At 56.2% G+C, this 20,240-nt stretch carries 20 protein-coding genes; 6 read left to right on the forward strand and 14 right to left on the reverse strand.

Going from position 1 to position 20,240, the window contains the following annotated elements:
• Positions 1-17 precede the first annotated feature (17 nt).
• Positions 18-1,139, reverse strand: a complete 1,122-nt coding sequence (gene cbiD, locus L1047_RS09585) for a cobalt-precorrin-5B (C(1))-methyltransferase CbiD (protein ID WP_235278631.1) — start codon at positions 1,137-1,139, stop codon at positions 18-20.
• 339 nt (positions 1,140-1,478) lie between these two features.
• Here cbiD and L1047_RS09590 point away from each other — a divergent pair, with 339 nt between their 5' ends.
• Positions 1,479-1,832: a hypothetical protein gene (locus L1047_RS09590; protein ID WP_235278632.1), complete on the forward strand. Its 354-nt coding sequence runs from the start codon at positions 1,479-1,481 to the stop codon at positions 1,830-1,832.
• A gap of 244 nt (positions 1,833-2,076) precedes the next feature.
• Here the strand turns inward: L1047_RS09590 and def are convergent, their stop codons facing one another.
• The 4 genes from def to L1047_RS09610 are packed head-to-tail and all read right to left on the reverse strand — an operon-like array spanning position 2,077 to position 3,498.
• Positions 2,077-2,640, reverse strand: a complete 564-nt coding sequence (gene def / locus L1047_RS09595) for a peptide deformylase (protein WP_235278633.1) — start codon at positions 2,638-2,640, stop codon at positions 2,077-2,079.
• A gap of 41 nt (positions 2,641-2,681) precedes the next feature.
• Positions 2,682-2,993: a DUF3593 domain-containing protein gene (locus L1047_RS09600; RefSeq protein ID WP_235278634.1), complete on the reverse strand. Its 312-nt coding sequence runs from the start codon at positions 2,991-2,993 to the stop codon at positions 2,682-2,684.
• Complete coding sequence (locus L1047_RS09605; RefSeq protein ID WP_235278635.1) at positions 2,990-3,322, reverse strand: DUF2499 domain-containing protein; 333 nt, start codon at positions 3,320-3,322, stop codon at positions 2,990-2,992. The genes L1047_RS09600 and L1047_RS09605 overlap by 4 nt, the downstream gene beginning before the upstream one ends.
• The gene (locus L1047_RS09610; RefSeq protein WP_235278636.1) at positions 3,322-3,498 is read right to left on the reverse strand and encodes an NblA/ycf18 family protein; all 177 of its coding nucleotides are present in this window, start codon (positions 3,496-3,498) and stop codon (positions 3,322-3,324) included. Before L1047_RS09610 ends, L1047_RS09605 begins: the two co-directional genes overlap by 1 nt.
• Before the next feature lie 381 nt (positions 3,499-3,879).
• Here L1047_RS09610 and L1047_RS09615 point away from each other — a divergent pair, with 381 nt between their 5' ends.
• The gene (locus tag L1047_RS09615; protein ID WP_235278637.1) at positions 3,880-4,131 is read left to right on the forward strand and encodes an RNA recognition motif domain-containing protein; all 252 of its coding nucleotides are present in this window, start codon (positions 3,880-3,882) and stop codon (positions 4,129-4,131) included.
• A gap of 224 nt (positions 4,132-4,355) precedes the next feature.
• Here L1047_RS09615 and L1047_RS09620 read toward each other — a convergent pair whose 3' ends face one another.
• Positions 4,356-4,700, reverse strand: a complete 345-nt coding sequence (locus L1047_RS09620) for a hypothetical protein (protein WP_235278638.1) — start codon at positions 4,698-4,700, stop codon at positions 4,356-4,358.
• 132 nt (positions 4,701-4,832) lie between these two features.
• Between L1047_RS09620 and L1047_RS09625 the strand changes: the two genes are divergently transcribed.
• Positions 4,833-5,432, forward strand: a complete 600-nt coding sequence (locus tag L1047_RS09625; protein WP_235278639.1) for a pseudouridine synthase — start codon at positions 4,833-4,835, stop codon at positions 5,430-5,432.
• Between the two features lie 76 nt (positions 5,433-5,508).
• Here the strand turns inward: L1047_RS09625 and L1047_RS09630 are convergent, their stop codons facing one another.
• The 3 genes from L1047_RS09630 to L1047_RS09640 form a co-directional block, all read right to left on the reverse strand.
• The gene (locus tag L1047_RS09630) at positions 5,509-6,192 is read right to left on the reverse strand and encodes a molecular chaperone DnaJ (protein WP_235278640.1); all 684 of its coding nucleotides are present in this window, start codon (positions 6,190-6,192) and stop codon (positions 5,509-5,511) included.
• Between the two features lie 149 nt (positions 6,193-6,341).
• Positions 6,342-7,691, reverse strand: a complete 1,350-nt coding sequence (locus tag L1047_RS09635) for an adenylosuccinate synthase (protein WP_235278641.1) — start codon at positions 7,689-7,691, stop codon at positions 6,342-6,344.
• Positions 7,692-7,842: 151 nt separating this feature from the next.
• Positions 7,843-8,538, reverse strand: a complete 696-nt coding sequence (locus tag L1047_RS09640) for a Uma2 family endonuclease (protein WP_235278642.1) — start codon at positions 8,536-8,538, stop codon at positions 7,843-7,845.
• 125 nt (positions 8,539-8,663) lie between these two features.
• Between L1047_RS09640 and L1047_RS16660 the strand changes: the two genes are divergently transcribed.
• The gene (locus L1047_RS16660) at positions 8,664-9,308 is read left to right on the forward strand and encodes a VOC family protein (RefSeq protein WP_328286047.1); all 645 of its coding nucleotides are present in this window, start codon (positions 8,664-8,666) and stop codon (positions 9,306-9,308) included.
• A gap of 134 nt (positions 9,309-9,442) precedes the next feature.
• Entirely contained in the window at positions 9,443-10,900 is a 1,458-nt protein-coding gene (locus L1047_RS09650; protein ID WP_235278934.1) for an NAD(P)H-hydrate dehydratase, read from the forward strand.
• A 193-nt stretch (positions 10,901-11,093) separates the two neighbouring features.
• On the opposite strand, the gene rlmN is transcribed toward L1047_RS09650, so the two are convergent.
• On the reverse strand, positions 11,094-12,161 hold the full coding sequence (gene rlmN, locus L1047_RS09655; protein WP_235278643.1) for a 23S rRNA (adenine(2503)-C(2))-methyltransferase RlmN: 1,068 nt from the start codon (positions 12,159-12,161) through the stop codon (positions 11,094-11,096).
• A 307-nt stretch (positions 12,162-12,468) separates the two neighbouring features.
• Between rlmN and leuC the strand changes: the two genes are divergently transcribed.
• Positions 12,469-13,872, forward strand: coding sequence for a 3-isopropylmalate dehydratase large subunit (gene leuC / locus L1047_RS09660; RefSeq protein WP_235278644.1), 1,404 nt, complete (start codon positions 12,469-12,471; stop codon positions 13,870-13,872).
• A gap of 182 nt (positions 13,873-14,054) precedes the next feature.
• Here the strand turns inward: leuC and L1047_RS09665 are convergent, their stop codons facing one another.
• The 4 genes from L1047_RS09665 to rimO form a co-directional block, all read right to left on the reverse strand.
• A complete protein-coding gene (locus L1047_RS09665; protein WP_235278645.1) occupies positions 14,055-15,503 on the reverse strand; it encodes an ion transporter in 1,449 nt (482 codons plus the stop codon).
• A gap of 47 nt (positions 15,504-15,550) precedes the next feature.
• Positions 15,551-17,467 (reverse strand): NHL repeat-containing protein, encoded by a 1,917-nt coding sequence (locus L1047_RS09670; RefSeq protein ID WP_235278646.1) that lies wholly within the window; start codon positions 17,465-17,467, stop codon positions 15,551-15,553.
• A gap of 516 nt (positions 17,468-17,983) precedes the next feature.
• Entirely contained in the window at positions 17,984-18,676 is a 693-nt protein-coding gene (gene rpiA / locus L1047_RS09675; protein ID WP_235278647.1) for a ribose 5-phosphate isomerase A, read from the reverse strand.
• Between the two features lie 144 nt (positions 18,677-18,820).
• Positions 18,821-20,203 (reverse strand): 30S ribosomal protein S12 methylthiotransferase RimO, encoded by a 1,383-nt coding sequence (gene rimO / locus L1047_RS09680; protein ID WP_235278648.1) that lies wholly within the window; start codon positions 20,201-20,203, stop codon positions 18,821-18,823.
• Between the last annotated feature and the right edge of the window lie 37 nt (positions 20,204-20,240).

Below are 20,240 nucleotides of genomic sequence, written 5' to 3' on the forward strand. Positions count from 1 at the left end.
GTGAGGGATCCCGTTTTTTATCCTCGGATCCCGGACTGAGTGAGGATCTGCCCCTGTCGATCAAACAAGGTAACCCCCAGCTCCACCGCACAATTGGCATATTTCTGGATATAGCGATCCACTCGCCCCAGGATTTGAGTTGCCACTTCCTCCATCACCTGGGACCCCCAACCGAGGCCGCTCAGATAACCAACAGCGGCATCTACCGTTCCAAAAGTGAGCACCTGCCGAGCTTGTTCTGCCCCTCCCCCACAGCGAATCAGCGTTGCCGCCAAAATCTCCAGTCGGCCATCAGCGACATGGCTAGAAGTATTAAAAATCCCCCCCGCCAGCTTGATCAACTTGCCGTGGTAGCCCAGCAGATGAATGGAGTCTACCCCCCGCAGGGCTGCCTCCACTAACAAAGGCCCAAGCCAATTGGCCACCACCAGAACCCGTTCCGCCGGGATCCCTTGCCGCAGCGCCACCTGTTGCCCGTGGCTACCCACACAAAAGGCCAACTGCTTGTGTTGCTCCAGCCTCTGTTGCAACGCTCGGCGAGCCTTCTCTAAGCTGTCTGCACTGGAGGAGGGCTCTACCTCCGCCCGCGTCCCCAAAAGCGCTAACCCCTCTAGCACCCCGAAGGCCGCATTGGAGGTTCGCTCCGCTAGGCGTCTTCCCTCCGGCAAGATGATACGTACCCGCAGCTGGCACTGAACAGGAAGATGAGACAAAAGATTGACCTCAAAGAGCCGCCTTGCATAGGCGTAAATGGCCGGTGTGCCATCCGCTTGGCGGCCTAACCCTTCTCCAGCCTCCAAGATCAACCTTGGATAGCCCTCAACCCAGGGTTCCCGTTTCACCCAGGCCCAAATGGGGGTGTTGCGGGTGAGATCCAGGTGCGGGCCTGGATCGGAACGGGTGATGGCTAGAGCCGTATCGATGTCCACACAGGCCAGTTGCTGCACAGGGATCCCTACTGCATCTCCTCGGTTGTGTTCGGGCTGCAATTGGACGGCAATGGTGGGCTGTTCCGGCTCCCCCTGCAACGGGATCCCCAGCAGATGATACAACGCCGCCTTGGCCGCAGCCACAGCAAATACAGGCAGGGTATATCCACTCGCTTGCGGGCTCCCCATGGGCTGGTCGGAGGTCTTCACAGTCTTTCTTCACCCAACAAACGCCAACCGATTGTAATGAAATTCAAAATACTCTGGGAAAATCCTTGCTTCTAGGCGGGGATGTTCGGAGCCTGGATCGCCTCCTGAAAGGACTTCAATCATCACGTTGGCAGCTATTGGGATCCCTGTCAAAAGTCGCTCCCATCCAGCGAAAGCATCTCTTTTTGTTGTTGGATCCCTATCTGATTGTCCAACCTTAAGGGAATCTGTGAATTCACAGAACAAACCCCAGAGCCAATCGTTAAATGATCTGGAGGAAGTGGGGGCAGAACAGGAATTTGTCTCTTTCAATGAGAGTAGTCAAAGAATAGGGCAGTTATGAGCGAAGCATTGCAGCACCATTTTGAGCGTCTGGAATCGCAAGTACAGGAGCTAAAAGCTGCCATCGAGCGTATGCCCGAACAATTGGTCGCTGTTCTCCTGGCTGCTCAAGATGCCAAAAGAAGTAGCCCCACTCCCTCCCGTTACAGCGTTTTAACCTCTGATCTAGTAGAAGATGGCAGCCACAGCTTTTTGCTGGATGAGGAGATGCCTACGGTGAGCAGCCGCAGCATGGGGCACGACATTGCCCCAGAAGCTCAGGTTCAGCGTTTGAGTGCTCAGTTAACTGCCGCCTACAACCGCATTGCTGCGCTAGAAGAACAGCTCTTGGCCCAGCGCCTGCAGCATTGAGTCTAATGAATGAGTCTAATGAAAATAAATCTGAATCCCAATTGAGTCCAAATAGATCCAGATAGATCCAGATTAGCCCTACAGCCTTTTCCAGCATTATCTGATATAGAAGATTCAGGTCAATCCCTTGCTCCATAAAGCTTTTTGCCTGGCTCAAGGGCCTGTGTGAAGTCGGCTGTAAGCCCTGACCGAGCTATCTAAAGCCTGAAATCTCCTGTTGCCGTTCAAACTCGGCAGCAAGCGCTTACCTTTTCCGTTGCACATCCTGCATGTGGAAGCCGTGCTTGCGTAGCTCCTGATCCAGCACCAGCTCATTTTCCACGTAATCCACAAATAGCACACCATTCAGGTGGTCGATTTCGTGTTGGATTACCCGCGCCAACAGATCATCCGCTTGGATGGTGCGAGGCCGCCCCGTCTCATCCTTAAAAGAAACCACAATCCCTGCCGGACGCATGACATCGCAAAATACCCCCGGAATACTCAGGCAACCCTCCTGACCGGCAACGGTTTCGCCAAGGTACTCACGGATCTCCGGGTTGATCAGCACCAAGGGGGGCACCTCTGCCTTGTCGGGATAGGGATCCACCACAATTATGCGCTTGTGAATACCCACCTGTGGAGCCGCTAGGCCTATGCCGTCGGAACTATACATGGTTTGCAGCATGTCCCGAGCCAGTTGGCGGATTTCATCGTTAACTTGGCTGATGCGCTTAGCGGGCTGCCGCAACACTTTATCCCCCATGTGATGAATACGCAAAGGGGGGTGCTTTAACTTCACCTTAGGGACGGAAAGGGTGGCAACCATCAGGTTTCTCAAAAAAACAGCAGACAATCCAAGCAGGACTCTTATTCTAGCTCAGGGTTCTTCGACTCTGGCGGTCGCTCGGCTTGCTGGTCAATCCCCTGTTTGAAGCCCAAAACCACCAAAATGTTGGAAAGAGTAAGGAACGCCTCTGCCCCCCCATGCAAGGGATCCACATTGGCCAAAGAGGTACCGTAACGCATCTGTGCGTACAAGCTTGCTGGGATGGTCACGGCCACAAACAGCAACAACATCCAAAACCCAACCAGAGCCAAACGCGGGATCCGACGTAGCCGCGATAAGAAAAACAAAAAGGCCAAATAAGGAAACAAAGAGAGGGCAAACAGACTGCTCATTTCGGATCCTGTTTCTCCTCCTGCAAACGCTGCCGTACCTTCTGAACTTGCCAAATGTGATAGGCGGCCCAAGCCAAGGTACAGTTGCCCAACAAGGTCAAACTAGCCTGAGCCGTCACGATCCAGTCCAGATTCGGATCGTTATCAAACCAGTGCCAGGTAATCGCACACATCGCCCCCAGCAGAGCAGGCAGCATTGCCCAGCTTAAACCCCGCCATTCCAGTTGGCCAATTCGCTCTCCAAAGCGCCACACCAGAAGGATAGCGGCAATCCACTCCAAGACACTGGCAATATGAATCCACCAAGTGGGCAGCGAAAGGGCGTGCATCAGGCGCTGAGGGAGTGACGAAGCAGATGACGGTAGGTGGCTTCTTGCAAGAGCATTTGCTTGTGCAACTTAACCAGGATCTCTTGAGCCTGCTCATGGCTCATCCGAGAGACTAGGCTCTCGAAAGCCCGCTGGCGGAACTGTTGCTCCAAAGACAGATCTAGCATTTCATCCATTATCATCACCTCAGAGGCCTAAAGAACGGGAAACTGCGAAGGGATTCGCTAATGGGAATTCGGCGATGCAATGCAAGCAAGATAATACATATCTTAACAAGTTGCAACAAAACGACAAGGTGCGGGATCCCGTCGGCGCGTGAGTGAGGGGGCAGTGGTGAGGGGAGAAGAGTTGAATGAACAAAGCAGCAGAGAAAGTACAGGCCCGTAAAGTTTGAGAAATGCACATTTCTTGATAGTGAAGTGCGAAGATTTTCTGACAGGGATCCCTTTACATCCCGTCATGTTGTGCGATCAAGTAAGGCCCCATGATAGAAGTAAAGTGTCCCGAGGTTTCGCTACCATTCCTGTTGATTTGTGATGCACTTTGCTTGAATTGCCATGACCATCTTTGTCGGAAACCTAAACTATAAAGCCTCAACAGAAGAACTCACGGCTTTCTTCCAGCAGAGGTGGAACGTTAAGTCGGTTACAATCCCGACAGACCGAGAGACCGGGCAAACACGGGGCTTTGCGTTTGTGGATCTGGCCACGGATGCCGAAGAGGACGAAGCCATCGATAGCGCCAACGGGGAGGACTTTATGGGGCGACCTTTGCGTTTGGATCGGGCCAGACCTCGCCGACAAGCTTAAGCAAAGAGTTTCTGAATATCCTCCCGACGCTGTAGCTTACTTCCGGCAGGGTTGCTGTGCACACCGTACGGGGTTCCTCTTTTAACCAGTCGACTTGTCCCAACCAATGGCTTGATTTAGATAGGAGTTGTTCTACCCAGAAGTGTTGATTTCTGTAGGCCCTACGTCCCTCTAGTCCCTCTAGAAAGGATTGATCAGGATTGATCTCCCTCAAGCAGAATGCTTTAGCCGGAGGTTTCCGGGGTTTCTACCTCTTCTTTCGCTTCCTCTGACAAGGCAGAATCAACAGGGCTCACTGCCGGTTCTTGAGCAGATGATTCTTTAGGTGTTTCTTTGGGGACAGGTTCAGCAGAAGAGGATACCGTCGGGATCCCTGCCTCCGCTTCTGGGGGTTCTGCCGGTTGCGATGATTGGGCCACTGCAGCGGCAGCTTGTTCTGCTTGCTCTTGTTTCTGTTGTTCGTAGCGACGTCGTTTCGTACCCTCATCCACCAGCACATACACCAGGGTGAGGAGAGAGATGCCCGCTGTTCCGATCAAAACCCAGAGTAGAGTGTTGTCTATTGCCATGAGGTGGGATCCGTGAATTACACCTGGAATTACACCTGCCACTGAGGGATGCTCTTCCCTTAAGGATTGATCTTACCGTTGAAGCCGCCCCCGCAAATCTTAAGGATCTAAAGAACCGCCATTGTTGGGATCATGCGTTATCTCAAGTTTTACAAACCCTACGGTGTCCTCACCCAATTCACCGATAGCCTTCTGGGATCTCCAGAGGATGCTCAATCGGGGCGTCTTACCCTCAAGGCTTTCATCGCGGTGCCCAAGGTCTATCCAGTGGGGCGGCTGGATCGCGACAGTGAGGGCTTGCTCCTGCTCACGGATGATGGCATCCTCAATGCCCGTTTGATCAATCCCAAGTTTGGCCATGAGCGCACCTATTGGGTTCAAGTGGAAGGGATCCCAACCCCACAAGCCCTAGAACAACTGCGACAAGGAGTGATGATCCAAGGCCGCAAAACCCGCCCCGCCCAAGCCCGCATTCTCTCTACAGAACCCGATCTCCCCCCACGGGATCCGCCCATACGCTTTCGCCGTGCCATCCCCACCACCTGGCTTGAACTCACCTTGCGGGAGGGGCGTAATCGTCAGGTACGCCGTATGACTGCTGCTGTCGGGATCCCGACCTTGAGATTGGTTCGGGTTGAATTGGGGCCACTCTCTTTACAGGGGCTCACTCCTGGCGAGTGGCAAGACCTGAGCGAGACAGAACTAGCCCAGCTCCGACACTACTGCTCTTGAATGTTTCTGAACTTGTTTCTGAACTGCTGCGCGAGTTACCGGGATCCCTCTCGGAGGATCAGAAGTAGCTAGTTCACTACTGTTTTAGGTGGGCACGGAGTTCTGTCAGCCGCTGTAAAGCAATCAAGATTTCGTCTTCCACCAAAGCTGCTAGCTCCAGCAGCAGATCCCGCCCGTGGGTCTTAGCCGTTTGGGCTTTATCCATCAACTGGTAGAGATCGGAATGCTGTAGTGCTGTTGTTTCGTTCTGTAAAACCTGAATGCGACGGCGAACTTGCTGAATCTTGCGGCTGATCCGCTCTAAGTCCGCTTCTGTTCCTTCCCCGCGCACCGACTCTGGGCTTTGCTCCCAAGCGATCAGAACTTGCCGTAACCCCGCTTCATCTCCGACTGCATAGGCTTGGTTGGCTGCTGCCATCAGTTCCTGCCGCCGTTCATATTCCAGCGGATCGGTAGCCAGATCGGGATGAATACGCTTGGCCACCTCACGATACAGTTGCTTCAAACTGGCAGAGGGATGGAAGTGGCTCATGGCCTCCAGCGCCAGGGTGTACTGATGAATTTGTTCTTCGATGCGCTGTAACTCTTGCCGCCGACTGAGCACCACCCGCCGATAGCTCTGTTCAAACGCCCGCAATTCCCCCTGTAAGTTGACAAAGGCCAACTCTTGTTCCGACAGATCCGCCTGCAAAGCTGCTAGTTCCTCTTGCCGCAGAACCAACTCCTGCTCCGGCTCGGCCGATGGGATGCTGTCGTTCATATCCGTAGCTTAATGTGTGAACTATTACATAATTTACCCTCACTCAAGTATAGCGACATACCTGCACAGTCTTAGAACGCCAACTGAGCACGGGATCCCGTTGGATGGGTTAGGATCCGCTCGAATCAGTTCAACCTGATGTTTTCAGGTTAATCAGGCATGAGAGCATGGACGCGCTTACCGCCATTGGGATATAAGAGGGCACGCTTGGGGCCGTGGATTGGGTCTTCGACGATGATCGTCTGGTCGCGGCTAGCCCCCAAAGAGACGATGGCGATCGGCACCTGCATCAGTTGCGCCAAAAACTTCAAATAGTCATGGGCTTCTAGAGGCAGTTCTTCAATAGAGCGGCAACCCTCTGTAGAACATTTCCATCCGGGCAAGGTTTCGTAAATCGGTCGGCACTGGGCAAAGATTCGGGCATCGCTGGGGAAGTGGCGAATCTCCCGGCCCTGGCACTCGTAGGCCACGCACACCTTGATTTGATCCAAACCATCCAGCACATCCAACTTGGTGATGGCCAGACAATCTAAACCATTCACCCGTACCGCGTAGCGCCCGATCACCCCATCAAACCAGCCACAACGCCGTTGCCGCCCGGTAGTGGTGCCAAACTCTGCTCCGGTGGCCCCCAAGTAAGCCCCAGTTTCGTCTTTCAGCTCGGTGGGGAACGGGCCTTCTCCCACGCGGGTGGTATAAGCTTTGGCCACCCCGATCACCCGGTCGATGCTGGTTGGGCCGATGCCAGCGCCAATACAAGCGCCGCCAGCAACGGGATGGGAAGAGGTGACGTAGGGATAGGTGCCATAGTCCAGATCCAATAGCGTCCCTTGCGCCCCTTCAAACAAAATGTTTTCCCGCTCTTGAATGGCTTCGGTAAGGAGCAAGGCCGCATCGGTGACATAAGGGCGTAGCCGTTCGGCATAGGTCAGGTATTGCTCGATAATCGGCTCCGGATCCAGGGGTGGCAGGTTGTAGATTTTTTCTAGCAGGACATTTTTGTAGGGAATGGCCCAACTGAGGCGCTCCCGCAACTGGTCGGGATACATCAAATCCACAACCCGAATGCCCATGCGCTCGGATTTGTCAGCATAGGTGGGGCCGATCCCCCGTCCGGTGGTGCCCAGCTTGTAAATGCCGCGCCGTTCTTCTTCTGCCAGATCGATGACGCGATGGTAGGGCAGGGTGACATGGGCGGTTTCGGCAATAAATAGGTTAGCGGTGGAAATGCCCAGTTGATGTAGTTGGTCGATCTCCCCAAGGAGCACCCCCGGATCGATAACCGTGCCACTGGCGATGATGCAGCGTTTATCGGGGTAGAGAATGCCAGAAGGGATCAGGTGCAGTTTGAAGGTTTGACCCGCCACCACCAGGGTATGACCTGCATTCACCCCCCCTTGATAGCGGACAACAACATGGGCTTTTTCGCTCAACAGATCTGTGATCTTGCCTTTCCCTTCATCGCCCCATTGGGCACCGACAACCACAACGTTTGCCAAGAGCTTCTCCAGTCCGTAGACGGCACAAAAAATCCCCTTTGCGGGGGTTGCTGCACTAATCTACCGCATCGCTCCCGGTGCTGTTGAGGGCTTGTGACAAAAACGTTAACAATTGATTAACTTTTCTCCCCTACCCAGGTCAACGGGATCCCTAGAGCCCATCGGGATCCAATCCCATCTGACGCAGGCGTTCTGCCAAGCGATCCGCCCGTTCTCGCTCTTGTTCTGCTCGTTGCCGCTCTTGTTCCGCCTGTTGTCGGGCCTGTGTCGCTTGCTCTAGGGCTTCTGAGAAGTTGATAAACGGTTGCCCATCAGGATAGGTGAGCTGAAGTTCGCCATCGACCAAATCGAAAAAGATACCCAAGTAAGGGCTACGCCATCCCTGCATGGGCTGGATCTCTACTAAATTCTCTCCCTGGCGGATAAAGCCTTCTAACGTGCCCTGGTCTGGATCGTAGATGTAATACTCTTCTACCCCGTAGCGTTCGTAGAAGCGCAGCTTTTCCAGCATTTGGCTGAAACGATTGCCGGGGGAGAGAATCTCAAAGACTACCTGAGGAGGGATCCCTTCTTCTCGCCACTGCAAGTAAGAACCGCGATCCCCTTTCGGGCGCCCAAACACCACCATCACATCCGGCGCCATGCGAATGTTGGGATCCCCTTTGACGGGGTACCAAAGCAAATCCCCTGCAACAAAAACATCAGGGCGATGGCGCATCCAATAGTCAATTCCTTCTTTAACCCGGACAATCCAACGGAATTGCTTGGTGTTATCGGCCATCGGTTGACCGTCGCTTTCGGGGTAAAGAATACCGTCATCTATGGCACGAGGAAGCTGCTGTACCATCTGAGGCTATCGGAAGTGGCTTGTTTGCAGTATGGCAAAGCAGAGTCCCTTCTGACAGAGGGCAAGCGATTGCACCCTAGGGTGAATGTCAAAATGGGTGGGTGGAGGATGAGGCTCTCTAACCGATGTTGACCTACCATCATCTGCACACTGCCCTTTGGGTTACGGATTTGGCCAGGGCAGAACATTTTTACGGCACGGTGCTCGGGATTCCGAAAGCGGAGCGTTTACCCTTTGATTTTCCAGGAGCTTGGTATCAGGTGGGTGCCTCGCAAATTCATTTGATTGTGGCAGAGGATCCCATGAATCAAGGTCATACAGCCGCAAAGTGGGGGCGTAATCCCCATCTGGCTTTGGGGGTAGATAATCTGGATGTGGTGAAAACTCGCCTTGTGCAATTAGGCTATGAAGTCCAGATGAGTGCTTCTGGTCGGGCGGCTTTGTTTGTACGGGATCCGGATGGAAATGTGATAGAGCTAAGCTCCGCTAACGCGAAAGAGCTAAGCTCCGCTAACGCGAAAGAGCTAAGCTCCGCTAACGCGAAAGAGCTAAGCTCCGCTAACGCGAAAGAGCTAAGCTCCGCTAACGCGAAAGAGCTAAGCTCCGCTAACGCGAAAGAGCTAAGCTCCGCTAACGCGAAAGAGCTAAGCTCCGCTAACGCGAAAGAGCTAAGCTCCGCTAACGCGAAAGAGCTAAGCTCCGCTAACGCGAAAGAGCTAAGCTCCGCTAACGCGAAAGAGCTAAGCTCCGCTAACGCGAAAGAGCTATGAGCCACCCTTTCTGGAGGCATTCCATTCCAAAGACACAGGAAGAAGGTGTCTCTTCATCCAGAATTGATCCTGCCACCGAATTGGTCAGTTCTGAGCAGATGCGGCAAGTGGAGGAGCGCCTTTTTGCTGCCGGGATGCCCGTTGCGGCTCTGATGGAAAAGGTGGGGCTGGCGATTTTCGCCCAATTACAAAGGGATTTTCCGCAGGCCCATCGGGTTGGGATCCTCTGTGGGACGGGGCACAACGGCGGCGATGGGTTGGTGGTGGGTCGGGAACTGCTACTGTCCCAAAAAACTGTAAAAGTTTGGCTGGGCAAGCCGGATCTGAAGCCACTGACGGCAGATCATGCCCGCTACCTCAAGGCTTTGGGGGCCGAGTTTGTCACAGATATTGGGGAGTTGGCAGATTGTGACTTGCTCATCGATGCTCTTTTCGGGATTGGTCTGAATCGGCAGTTGGCGGATCCCTGGGTGGGGGCGGTGGGGTGGGCTAACTCCAGCGGGATCCCGATTCTTAGCCTCGACTTGCCTTCGGGCCTTAACGATCAAACGGGGCAGATCTGGGGCTGCTGTACACGGGCAACTCGCACCTATGCTCTGGGCCTGTGGAAGCGCGGGTTATGGCAGGAGGCAGCTTTGCCTTGGGTGGGGCAGTTGCATCGCATCGAGTTTGGCATCCCGGGCTGGGCCTTGATAAAGCCAGAGGGATCCCCGAATATCCCCCAGTTGTTGCTGCAGCCTTGGTCTCACTTCCCGCCGGCTCCCCCTCTGGATACCCACAAATATCGCCAGGGATCCCTGTTGATCGTGGCCGGTTCGGCGGCCTATGCGGGGGCATCTGTGTTGGCGGGGTTGGGGGCGCGCGGGAGTGGGGCGGGAATGGTGACAATGGCGGTGCCAACTGAGTTGAAACCCCTGATCCATACTGTTTTGCCGGAGGTTTTGGTGCATGCCTGGGAAGGGATCCCCTCTTTGCCGCCGGTCTCAGAAAAGCCCTTTCAGGCGGTGGCACTGGGGCCAGGTTTGGGAGAAACCCGTTTGCCTCTGCTGGATGTCCTATTGCGGGATTGGACGGGGATCCCGTGGGTGGTCGATGCAGATGGGCTGAATGGATTGGCGCAGCTAGGGGTGGATCACTTGCGACAGCATCGGATTCAGGCAATTTTGACTCCTCACCTGGGGGAGTTTCGACGCCTGTTTCCAGGGATCCCCTTAGACGATCGGATTGAGGCAGCTCAAAGGGCGGCGACCCGAAGTGGGGCAGTGGTGGTGTTGAAGGGATCCCGAACGGTGATCGCGGCCCCTAGTGGCCGGTGTTGGCTCAATCCGGCCAGTACCCCGGCTTTGGCCCGTGGTGGCAGTGGTGATGTGTTGACGGGGTTAATCGGGGGGTTGTTGGCCCGCTGGGGTGGACAGGGATCGCTCATAGACGAATCGATCCTGCTCAGTTGTGCTTGCGCGGGAGTGTGGTGGCATGGCCAGACGGCTTTACAACTGGTGGAAGAACGCGGTCTAACGGGGGTAGATCCAGCTCGGTTAGCGGAGCATTTGCCCCAGGCGCTGCAAACTCTCCAACAGGAGCAAGCAGGTTAGTTGTCCATGCCGTGTCGCAGGCGGGTAAAGACCCGAAGCATAGCCCAAACCCCCCTGCTTTCTTCCACCCACCCTCCACCCGGTCAAGGGCACAGGAATAGCACTCCATTTCACACAAGTTCACACAAGGACGATATCCTGCGAACGGGAAGGAGTGACCTGTCGGCTGAGCGGGCCCAATCGCTGCCGATAACTAGGGAGTGGCCACCGAGACGGGGCGATTTTGCAGAAAGGATCCCCGCAGTTGGCCACAGGCGGCATTGCCATCTAAGCCCCGGGTTTGGCGCACACTGGCCCGCACATGGTGTTGCTCTAGCTGTCGGACAAACTCTTCGACCCGTGTCGGGTGAGGGCGTTGATAGTCGGCCTCGGAGATGGGGTTGTAAGGGATCAAGTTCACATGCAGCTGTACCCCTGACTGACTGGCGCTGCGCAACAGTTCCGCCAATTGCCGGGCATGGACTGGCAGATCATTAACCCCCCCCAGCAAGGTGTACTCAAAACTCACCCGCCGCCGGCTGCTGAGCATATAGTCTCGGCAATCCTGGATTAAAGACTCCAATGGATAGTGGACTGCCGACGGGATCAACTGTTGCCGCAGATCCTGGTTAGGGGCATGGAGACTGACGGCCAAGGTGATGTGCAAATCTTGCTGGGCTAGCCAGGGAATTTGGCGGGGAACACCGACGGTAGATAGGGTGATGTGCCGCTGGCCGATGCCCATATCTTGGTTAAGACTGCGAATAGCTTGCACGACCGTATCGCGGTTGAGCAGAGGTTCTCCCATGCCCATAAACACAATATGGCTAACGCGGCGGCCAAAATCCTCCTGCACCGTCAAAACCTGATCCAAAATTTCATGCAGCTCCAGGTTGCGACGATAACCCATTTTGCCTGTGGCACAGAAGTTGCAGGCCATGGGGCAGCCCACCTGAGAGGAGACACACACCGTCAGACGCTTGCTGGTCGGGATCCCCACCGTTTCGATCAACTGCCCATCCCTCAACCCCAGCAGATATTTCACCGTGCCATCTCGGGCTTCCGTCCGTTGCACCATCTGGGATCGCCCCACCGGGTAGTTCTGCAGCTTCTCCCGCCACCCTTTGGGAAACACCGTCACCTGCTCCAGAGAGCGGATCCCTTTTTGGTAAACCCAGTCGTGGAGTTGTTGCCCACGATAGGCAGGTTGACCTTGGGCAATGGCCCAGTCTTTTAGTGTGGATAAAGATTGCCCAAGCAGGGGAATGGATGGGGCGGACATAAATCTCAAACGACTCTCAAGCGAGATCAGAGGTATGGTGGCTTGGCTTCTCCACTCTAGCCCCTTTCCTCAACCCAACCCCGAAGCCATGTTTGACCAAAAAGGGAAGAATCCCCCAGCTTCTCTCTCTTCCTCCGCTCAAAGCGGGATGGCCAAAGACTATCTCTCCCTCTTGTTGGCCTGATGAGTATGCGATGAGTATACGTTTGCCCTGTCCCATACTCCATTCGGCTTGACAAGCTCCCAGCCGAAGATGACATTGGAAATCTATCAGAAATCTGCCTGGGGTCTAGAGGAGAGGGGGAGGATGAGCGAGAGGACGTTATTCGATAAGGTGTGGGATGCCCATACGGTGCGCATTTTGCCCTCCGGGCAGACACAACTGTTCATCGGCCTGCACCTAATCCACGAAGTCACCAGTCCTCAAGCTTTTGCCATGCTGCGGGAACGCCATCTGCCCGTTCTCTTCCCGGAGCGTACCGTCGCCACCGTCGATCACATCATTCCCACCGAGAATGTGGCCCGTCCTTTTGCGGATCCCTTGGCAGAAGCGATGATTCAGGAGTTGGAGCGCAACTGTCAGGACTACGGCATTCGCTTCTACAACAGCGGCTCCGGTAGACAAGGGGTCGTCCACGTTATTGCCCCGGAGCAAGGCCTGACACAACCGGGGATGACCATTGCCTGTGGGGACAGCCATACTTCTACCCACGGAGCCTTTGGCGCGATTGCTTTTGGCATTGGCACCAGCCAGGTACGGGATGTGTTGGCCAGCCAAACCCTTACTCTGTCTAAGTTGAAGGTGCGCCGCATTGAGGTGAACGGTCGCCTCGGCCCTGGGGTTTACGCCAAAGATGTGATCTTGCATATCATCCGCAAGTTGGGGGTCAAGGGCGGCGTCGGCTATGCCTACGAGTATGGGGGCAGCGCCATTGAGCAGATGAACATGGAAGAGCGCATGACCCTCTGCAATATGTCGATTGAGGGGGGGGCTCGCTGTGGCTATGTCAACCCGGATGCAGTGACTTTTGAGTATTTACAGGGACGAGACTTTGCCCCTCAGGGCGCTGCTTGGGAGGAGGCAGTAGCTTGGTGGCAGGGTCTGGCTAGCGATAGCGATGCTGTGTATGATGACCGGGTGGTCTTTGACGCTGCCGATATTGCTCCAACGGTCACCTGGGGGATTACCCCCGGCCAGGGGATCGGGGTGGATGAGCGGATCCCTGCGCCGGAGAAGCTGTCGGAAAGTGAGCGGGTTTTGGCCCAAGAAGCCTATGCCTACATGGATCTAGAACCCGGCCAGCCGATTTTGGGTACGCCGGTGGATGTGTGCTTCATCGGCAGTTGTACCAATGGCCGCTTGAGTGACCTGCGGGAGGCCGCCAAGATCGCCAAAGGTCGGCAGGTGGCAGCGGGGGTGAAGGCTTTTGTGGTGCCCGGGTCGGAACGGGTAAAGCAGCAGGCGGAGCAGGAAGGCTTACAAGAGATCTTTGAGGCGGCAGGATTTGAGTGGCGGGATCCCGGCTGCTCCATGTGTTTAGCGATGAACCCCGACAAATTGGTGGGTCGGCAACTCAGCGCCTCTTCGTCGAACCGCAATTTTAAGGGGCGCCAGGGATCCGCCAGCGGACGCACGCTGTTGATGAGTCCAGCCATGGTAGCGGCGGCGGCGGTCAGTGGCAAGATCGTCGATGTGCGGACATTGCTTTGAAGACTGTGAAGATATTAGCGCTAGCCTGCCGCGAGGGGATGATCCTTCGGGTCATGCGGTGGTAGCCGAGCGAATCGTGGGATCCGGGTTTCGCGCGAGGGGATGATCCTTCGGGTCATGCAGAGCACGATCCAGAACCGCTGTAGGGGCGGATCTCAAGCTCAACTCTAGACCTAGAAGACCTAGACGCGGGGAGCCTGTCGAGCGATCACCACGATCAAGTCGTCCTCCAAAAGCTCGGTATCTGCCGGGGGATTGACCAAGGAAGTGCGGGATCCCCCTTGGCGGCGTTCTAGGGCGAGCAAGATGCCATCAAAGTCCTGTTTGGCTCGCAGGGATCCCTGGGCAAAGGTGAGTCCCGCCCATGTTTTCGGCAAAGGCACTTTATAAAATTGGTTGCCGATCTGCACCGTGAGCAATTCCGACAGGATATCTGTAAGGCCACGGTTGCGGGTGGAGGTGGCGATCAGGTGGCTGGTCATTTCGTCGCCGACGACCACATCTTCTACCCCGGCGACCCGCATTTGCACATCGTTCTTGCGATCCAGCAATTGGGCACAGGTGTGAATGCTGGGGTTGAGCTTCTCGATCGTCAGGGCGGCCAGCACAGTGCGGGCATCGCGGTCTTGGTCACTACGGGGGCGTGTAGAATCCGCCAGCAAGATGGCCTGGCTAGCCTGTCGAATGCCAATGCTCTCCAGTACGTCCAAAGCGGTATAGTCCCCTGTATGAAAGTAGAGCTGGGAGCGATCGACCTTGCGCAGATCCCGCTCCGGGGTTTCTACAAATTCCGCCACGATCACGATCGGGCAATCCCGCAGCTTTGCATCCGATTGCAACTCCTCGATCACCAAATGCCCGCTGCGATTCCAGCCACAAATGACGATGTGCCCGCGTAGCTCATCCAACTCCATCAGGCGTACCTCAAGAGCCTCCCTCAGCCGCTCGATCATCACTGCCGAGACAATCCCCGTCAAGACCGCAAACATGGTCAAACCGCTCAGGGTCACCACCAGCGTCACCAGCCGTCCTGCGCCGGTGCTGGCTTCGGCTCCGATTGGTTCTGCCGCAATCATGGTGAAGACGCTCCACCAAAAGGCTTCATTCAGGTTGGAAAAGCTACCGGCAGGATCCCCTTCAAATTGGTAAATGGCCAGGGTGCCGCCAATGAGGATCAGCCCAATCACCAGGAAAATGCCGATCTGCAAACTGAGACTGGTGGACAGGGGGCCAGCCCGCCGGGCGAGGCGACGATTCAGGAGAATACCCAAGCGCAGCAGGCGCAACAACCGTAACAGGCGCAGCCCCCGCCACAGCGGCACCACCGAGAGAATATCCAGCCAGTAGTTCTGAAAAAACCGGGCTTTGCGATGGGCCGTCCAGTAACGTAGCGACAACTCCAGCACGAACAGGCCGTTGATCCCATCCCCCAACCGCTGCAAAGGCTGACCTAGCCCTGTGCGGTTCAGTTCCGCTTCTGCCACGACGAGCAGGACTGAAGCCACGATCAACCCCATCAACAAAAACTCCAATCCAGGTTCCTGCAGCAGTCGCGACACTTGATCTTTGAGGGTTTGCTGAGAAGAGGAAGTCGAGGAATCGCGGGAACGGAAGCTGGGCAACGGCAGCATAGCAAGAGCCCTCGGTTGCAATCAGGTCGTAGGCAGGCAGCAATATCCTACAGGGCTCCCACCGGCGCGGGAGTGGCTGGTACCGTGGGGGCAAGGCTTAAGCGGCGCAATCCTGGCAATCCGGCATCCGCCACCACTACACTGCCATCCGGCAACAGAGCCAGAACCGAGGGCTGTTCAAAGCGGGCCTGAGCAGCGGGGCCATCCTGCCAGCCGGGCTCATTTTGGCCTGCCAAGGTAGAGACTTGCCCTCTGGGATTGAGGCGACGAATGCGATGATTCTCTCGATCGGCCACCCAGAGGATCCCGGTGGCATCAAAGGCCAGCCCACTAGGGAACTGAAAGCGGGCCTCCGTCAGAGGGCCATCCGCATAGCCCGCCTCTTGCCCCGATAAGGTGGTCAGTTGCCCGCCGGGCGATAACACCCGAATGCGATGGTTGCCTTGATCCGCGATCCAAACCCGTCCGTTGGCTTCCACGGCAATGGCTGTTGGTTGAGACAACTGCGCTTGCTCTGCCGTGCCATCCGCGGATCCCGCCTGCCCCGTACCGGCCACAGTCGTGACTTCCCCTTCAGCGGTGATGCGGCGGATGCGGTGGTCAGCCCGATCCGCAACATAAAGGCTGCCATCTGGCCCCAGCGCTAGCCCAAATGGCGCACGAAATTGGGCCTGAGTGGGATCCCCATCCCGGTATCCGGCCACACAGGTGCCAGCAAAGGTAGTGACTTGTTGCTGTCTGTCGATATGGCGTAGGCAATGGTTGCCACTGTCGGCCACCCACAACCCCCCCTCGGGATCCCAGAGCAGCCCTTGAGGCGCGTCGAATTGTGCCTGATCAGCTGCCCCATCCTGGTAGCCAGCTGTGCCGGTACCTGCCCAAACTTTCAGCTCTCCCTCGGGAGAGAGACGAAAGATCAAGTTTTGGGCTGCATCCGTCAAGTAAAGATACCCCTCAGGATCCACGGCAATGCCGCCGATCTCTTGCACCGAGATTGGGGATTCTGTTTCAGCGTTGGCAATGGAAGTACTGCTGATCGGTAAGGTTTCTACGATCCAAGCTGGCGTTACTGTGGCGGTGGGTGTGGGAGAGGGACTGGGGGAAGGCGTCGCCACCGGCCAATCAAGGACGAGCGTGCCCAGGCCCTGCCCTGAAGCATCTGCAAGGGCCACCCAGACAGAACCCGACAGGGAAGAAGGGGGCATCACCGTCAGGCGGCCATCGCTGCGGGAGCGGATCTCTCCCCTTAAGGGTCGATTGGGGCTGGTGACCGGAGCAAAGAGAACTGCTTCCACCCGTTCCAGATTTTCCCCTGAGAGCAGCAACGGTTGCCCCGGAGTCACCTCTGGAGATCTGGCATGGAGTAAAGGCACTTCCACCTCGGAGAGCACCAACAGGGAAAGGCGGCGACTGGCACTGTTGTTGGTACTGCCGCCAGAACCGCTGGGCCGAGCAGAAAGGGTCAGGGATCCCTTCCCTTGCGCCAGAGTGGTCGAGCCTCGATAGGCGATGGCACTTAGCTCCGCTTCCCCAGCGGGGGGATGGGTAAAGGTGAAGGTGGCAGGCTGCCCTTGGCGCAGGGTGGCAGTGGCGGTTTGGCGATAGGAGCCCCGGGTAATGCTCAGGTCGATCCCTTCTACCCCCGGCCACTCAGAGGTGCGAGCCAGCCAACGATCCACTTCTGAGGCCGGTAGCTGTGCCACCAAGTCGGATCCCTGTTCTTGGAGCAACAGCACAATGCGGTTGTCTGGCACCGATAAACCGGCCTGACGGGCTTGTTGCAGAGTCAGAGCATCCGCCGCAGGCGGAGATGGGCTGGGGGTTAAAACCGGTTGTAGAGCTGAGGGCGGAACAACACTGGGGGGCAGGGTCGAAGAAGAGAGATTGCCACAAGCAGAGAGAGCCAGTACTAGGGCACCCAAAACAGGCAGAGTTGGCGGCGTAGAAGGAACCCGTCGTGGCATGATCCGACTCATCCTCTCCTACAGACTGGAGATTGGCGGAAACCCAAACTTACTAGCCCGCAACCAGAAGCTGCCTGCTCTCTCTGTCTGAAACGCTAGACTATCTTTCCCAAACGAGGCCCCGGGCGAATTGGGCAAATGCCCCAACCCCTGAACGCGATTCATGATTAACCACCCTCACCCACAGGTGAGCCACACTCCTCACTTCCTCTATCCTTACTCGAATCCCCACCGAAAGGCTAGATGAAGAAGCGAAAAGACGACCGGGCTTGAAATGGCAAATTCACCGAATGGAGCAGGGATTCTCTAGGATCCCGTTCTACTCATCCAGCATTAGGGATCCAACCCACAATTGCACCGGGATAGCCACCATACCTAGATATTCCCTACCATTCTATACAAAATACAAAATAGGCTGGAGCGATGGCTAAGCCCCTGGGCGTGGAGGTGCTGCGAATGTCGTTCAATGTTTTGGGATAAAGTTGGGCCTAGCCTTTCCTGTTGCGCCAAGAACACTCAAGAGGGAACCAAGCTTTCGATCCCATCCTGGAGCGCGATGATGGCTTCTTTGGCCATGCCGATGAACAGGCCATGCTCTACCACCCCAACCGTGCCCTTCAGTTGATCGGCAATCTGGGCAGGATCCGTCATGGGGCCAAACTGGCAATCGAGAATGTAGTGCTGCTCGTCCGTTAGGTAGGGATCCCCTTTCTCATTCAGTCGCAGCACCGGGGTACACCCAATCGCCTCCACGCGGGCAAAGGTGGCTTTCCACCCAAACCGCACCACTTCCACCGGCAGGGCAAATCGAGTACCCAACTGGGTCACTTTTTTCGAGGCATCGGCGATGATGATCAGCGCTGCGGCGCTGGCCTCCACCAACTTTTCCCGCAGCAAGGCCCCACCGGCCCCCTTGATCAAATTCAAAGATCCGATCTCGATTTCATCAGCCCCATCGATGGCCATATCCAAATGGGGTTGCTCTTCTAAAGTGGCCAACGGGATCCCGAGGGAACGAGCTTGTTCGGCTGTACGAACCGAGGTGGGCACCCCGATCAGCTGCAGCCCCTCCGTCTGCATCCGCTCAGCCAGGGCACTGACCGCAAAAGCGGCGGTGGATCCCGTACCCAAACCCACCACCATGCCAGATTGCACCTTATTGGCGGCAGCCCGAGCGGCAGCTTGCTTCAATTCATCTTGTGTGGCCATTCCCGGTTCCTCTTTCGCTGAGCCCCTTTCGCCTGCGGAAATCCTTCCATTGGGACAGAAGTTAACGCACTAGCAGTGTAGGCTAAAAGGCTAATCTCCAAAAGGCTGATCCATTGATCTCCCGACCGCCCATCCACGGACGTGCTACCGCCCACTCCAACTAAACTCCTCTGGGGCAGCCACCACTTGGCCAAACAAGTCATAGGGTTCGGCACGGGTAATTTGGACCGGCACCAGGGATCCCAGGGATCCTCCGCCCCGCACATACATCACCCCATCCACCTCAGGGGCAAAGCGGGGGGAACGACCCATCCACTCTCCGGTTTGGGGGTTTTCCTGCTCCAAGAGTACAGGCACGATTCGGCCCACCTGCTCACGGTTACGTCGGAAGGCGATCCCCTGTTGCACCTGCATGAGCCGCTCCCGACGCTCTTGTTTCACAGACTCTGGGATTGGATCGGGACGATCATAGGCGGGGGTGCCCTCCTCTGGAGAGAAAGTAAAAACCCCGACATGGTCGAATTGATGACGCTGCACAAACTCCAACAGATGCCCAAAATGCGCTTCCGTTTCCCCTGGGAACCCCACAATGAACGTGGTTCGCAGCACCGCCTGAGGCAGCACCTGGCGCAACCGCTCAATTACCCGGTCGTTCACCTGCCCTTGCCAGGGGCGATTCATGCCCTTGAGCACCTCTGGATGGCTGTGTTGCAGGGGCAAATCCAGGTAGGGCAAGAAGTTGGGGGTTTCCTGAATCGCCTCCAACACCTTGGGGGTCAAGCCGGTGGGGTAGGCGTAGAGCATGCGGATCCAAGGAATGTCGATTTCCCCTAGAGCACGGATCAATTCGGCCAGCCGCGGTTCTCCGTACAGGTCTAGGCCGTAATTGGTGGTGATTTGGGAGATCAAGATCAACTCTTGCACCCCTTCGGCCGCCAGTTGTTCCGCTTCCCGCACAATTGAGTCAATGGAACGGGAGCGTTGGTTGCCCCGCAGATGAGGAATGATGCAGAAAGCACAGCGATAATCACAGCCCTCCGCCACCCGTAAATAGGCCACCGGAGCATGGGTGGTGCGGTAGCGTGGAACCGTTTCGTCGGCAATATAGTCCAGATCGGCGGTGACGGCATTCACCCGTTCCCCCCGCTCTACCCGTTTGATCACCTGCACGATCTGGTGATAATCGCCGGTGCCCACCAGAGCGACTGCTTCCGGGATCTCATCCAAGAGTTCCTGTTGAAAGTGCTGGGCCAAGCAACCGGAGATGACAATCTTTTTGCCCTGTACCGCTAACTCCATCAGGGTGCTGACCGACTCGCGCCGCGCCGCCTCAATGAAACTGCAGGTGTTGACGATGACATAATCTGCAGTCTCTTCGTCCCCATCGACCCGATAGCCCGCCGTAGCCAGTAAGCCCAGCATATGCTCCGTATCCACCCGGTTTTTCTCACAGCCTAGGTGCAGGATGGCAATGGATTTAGAGGTTGGGGCGGATGGGATGAGAGGGGCAGTGTCCAATCGATTCATAAAGGGTGAGTCAGGAGAAGCCGTTCGCCTCAAAGGA

This window comes from Synechococcus sp. Nb3U1, assembly GCF_021533835.1.
Classification (GTDB): domain Bacteria; phylum Cyanobacteriota; class Cyanobacteriia; order Thermostichales; family Thermostichaceae; genus Thermostichus.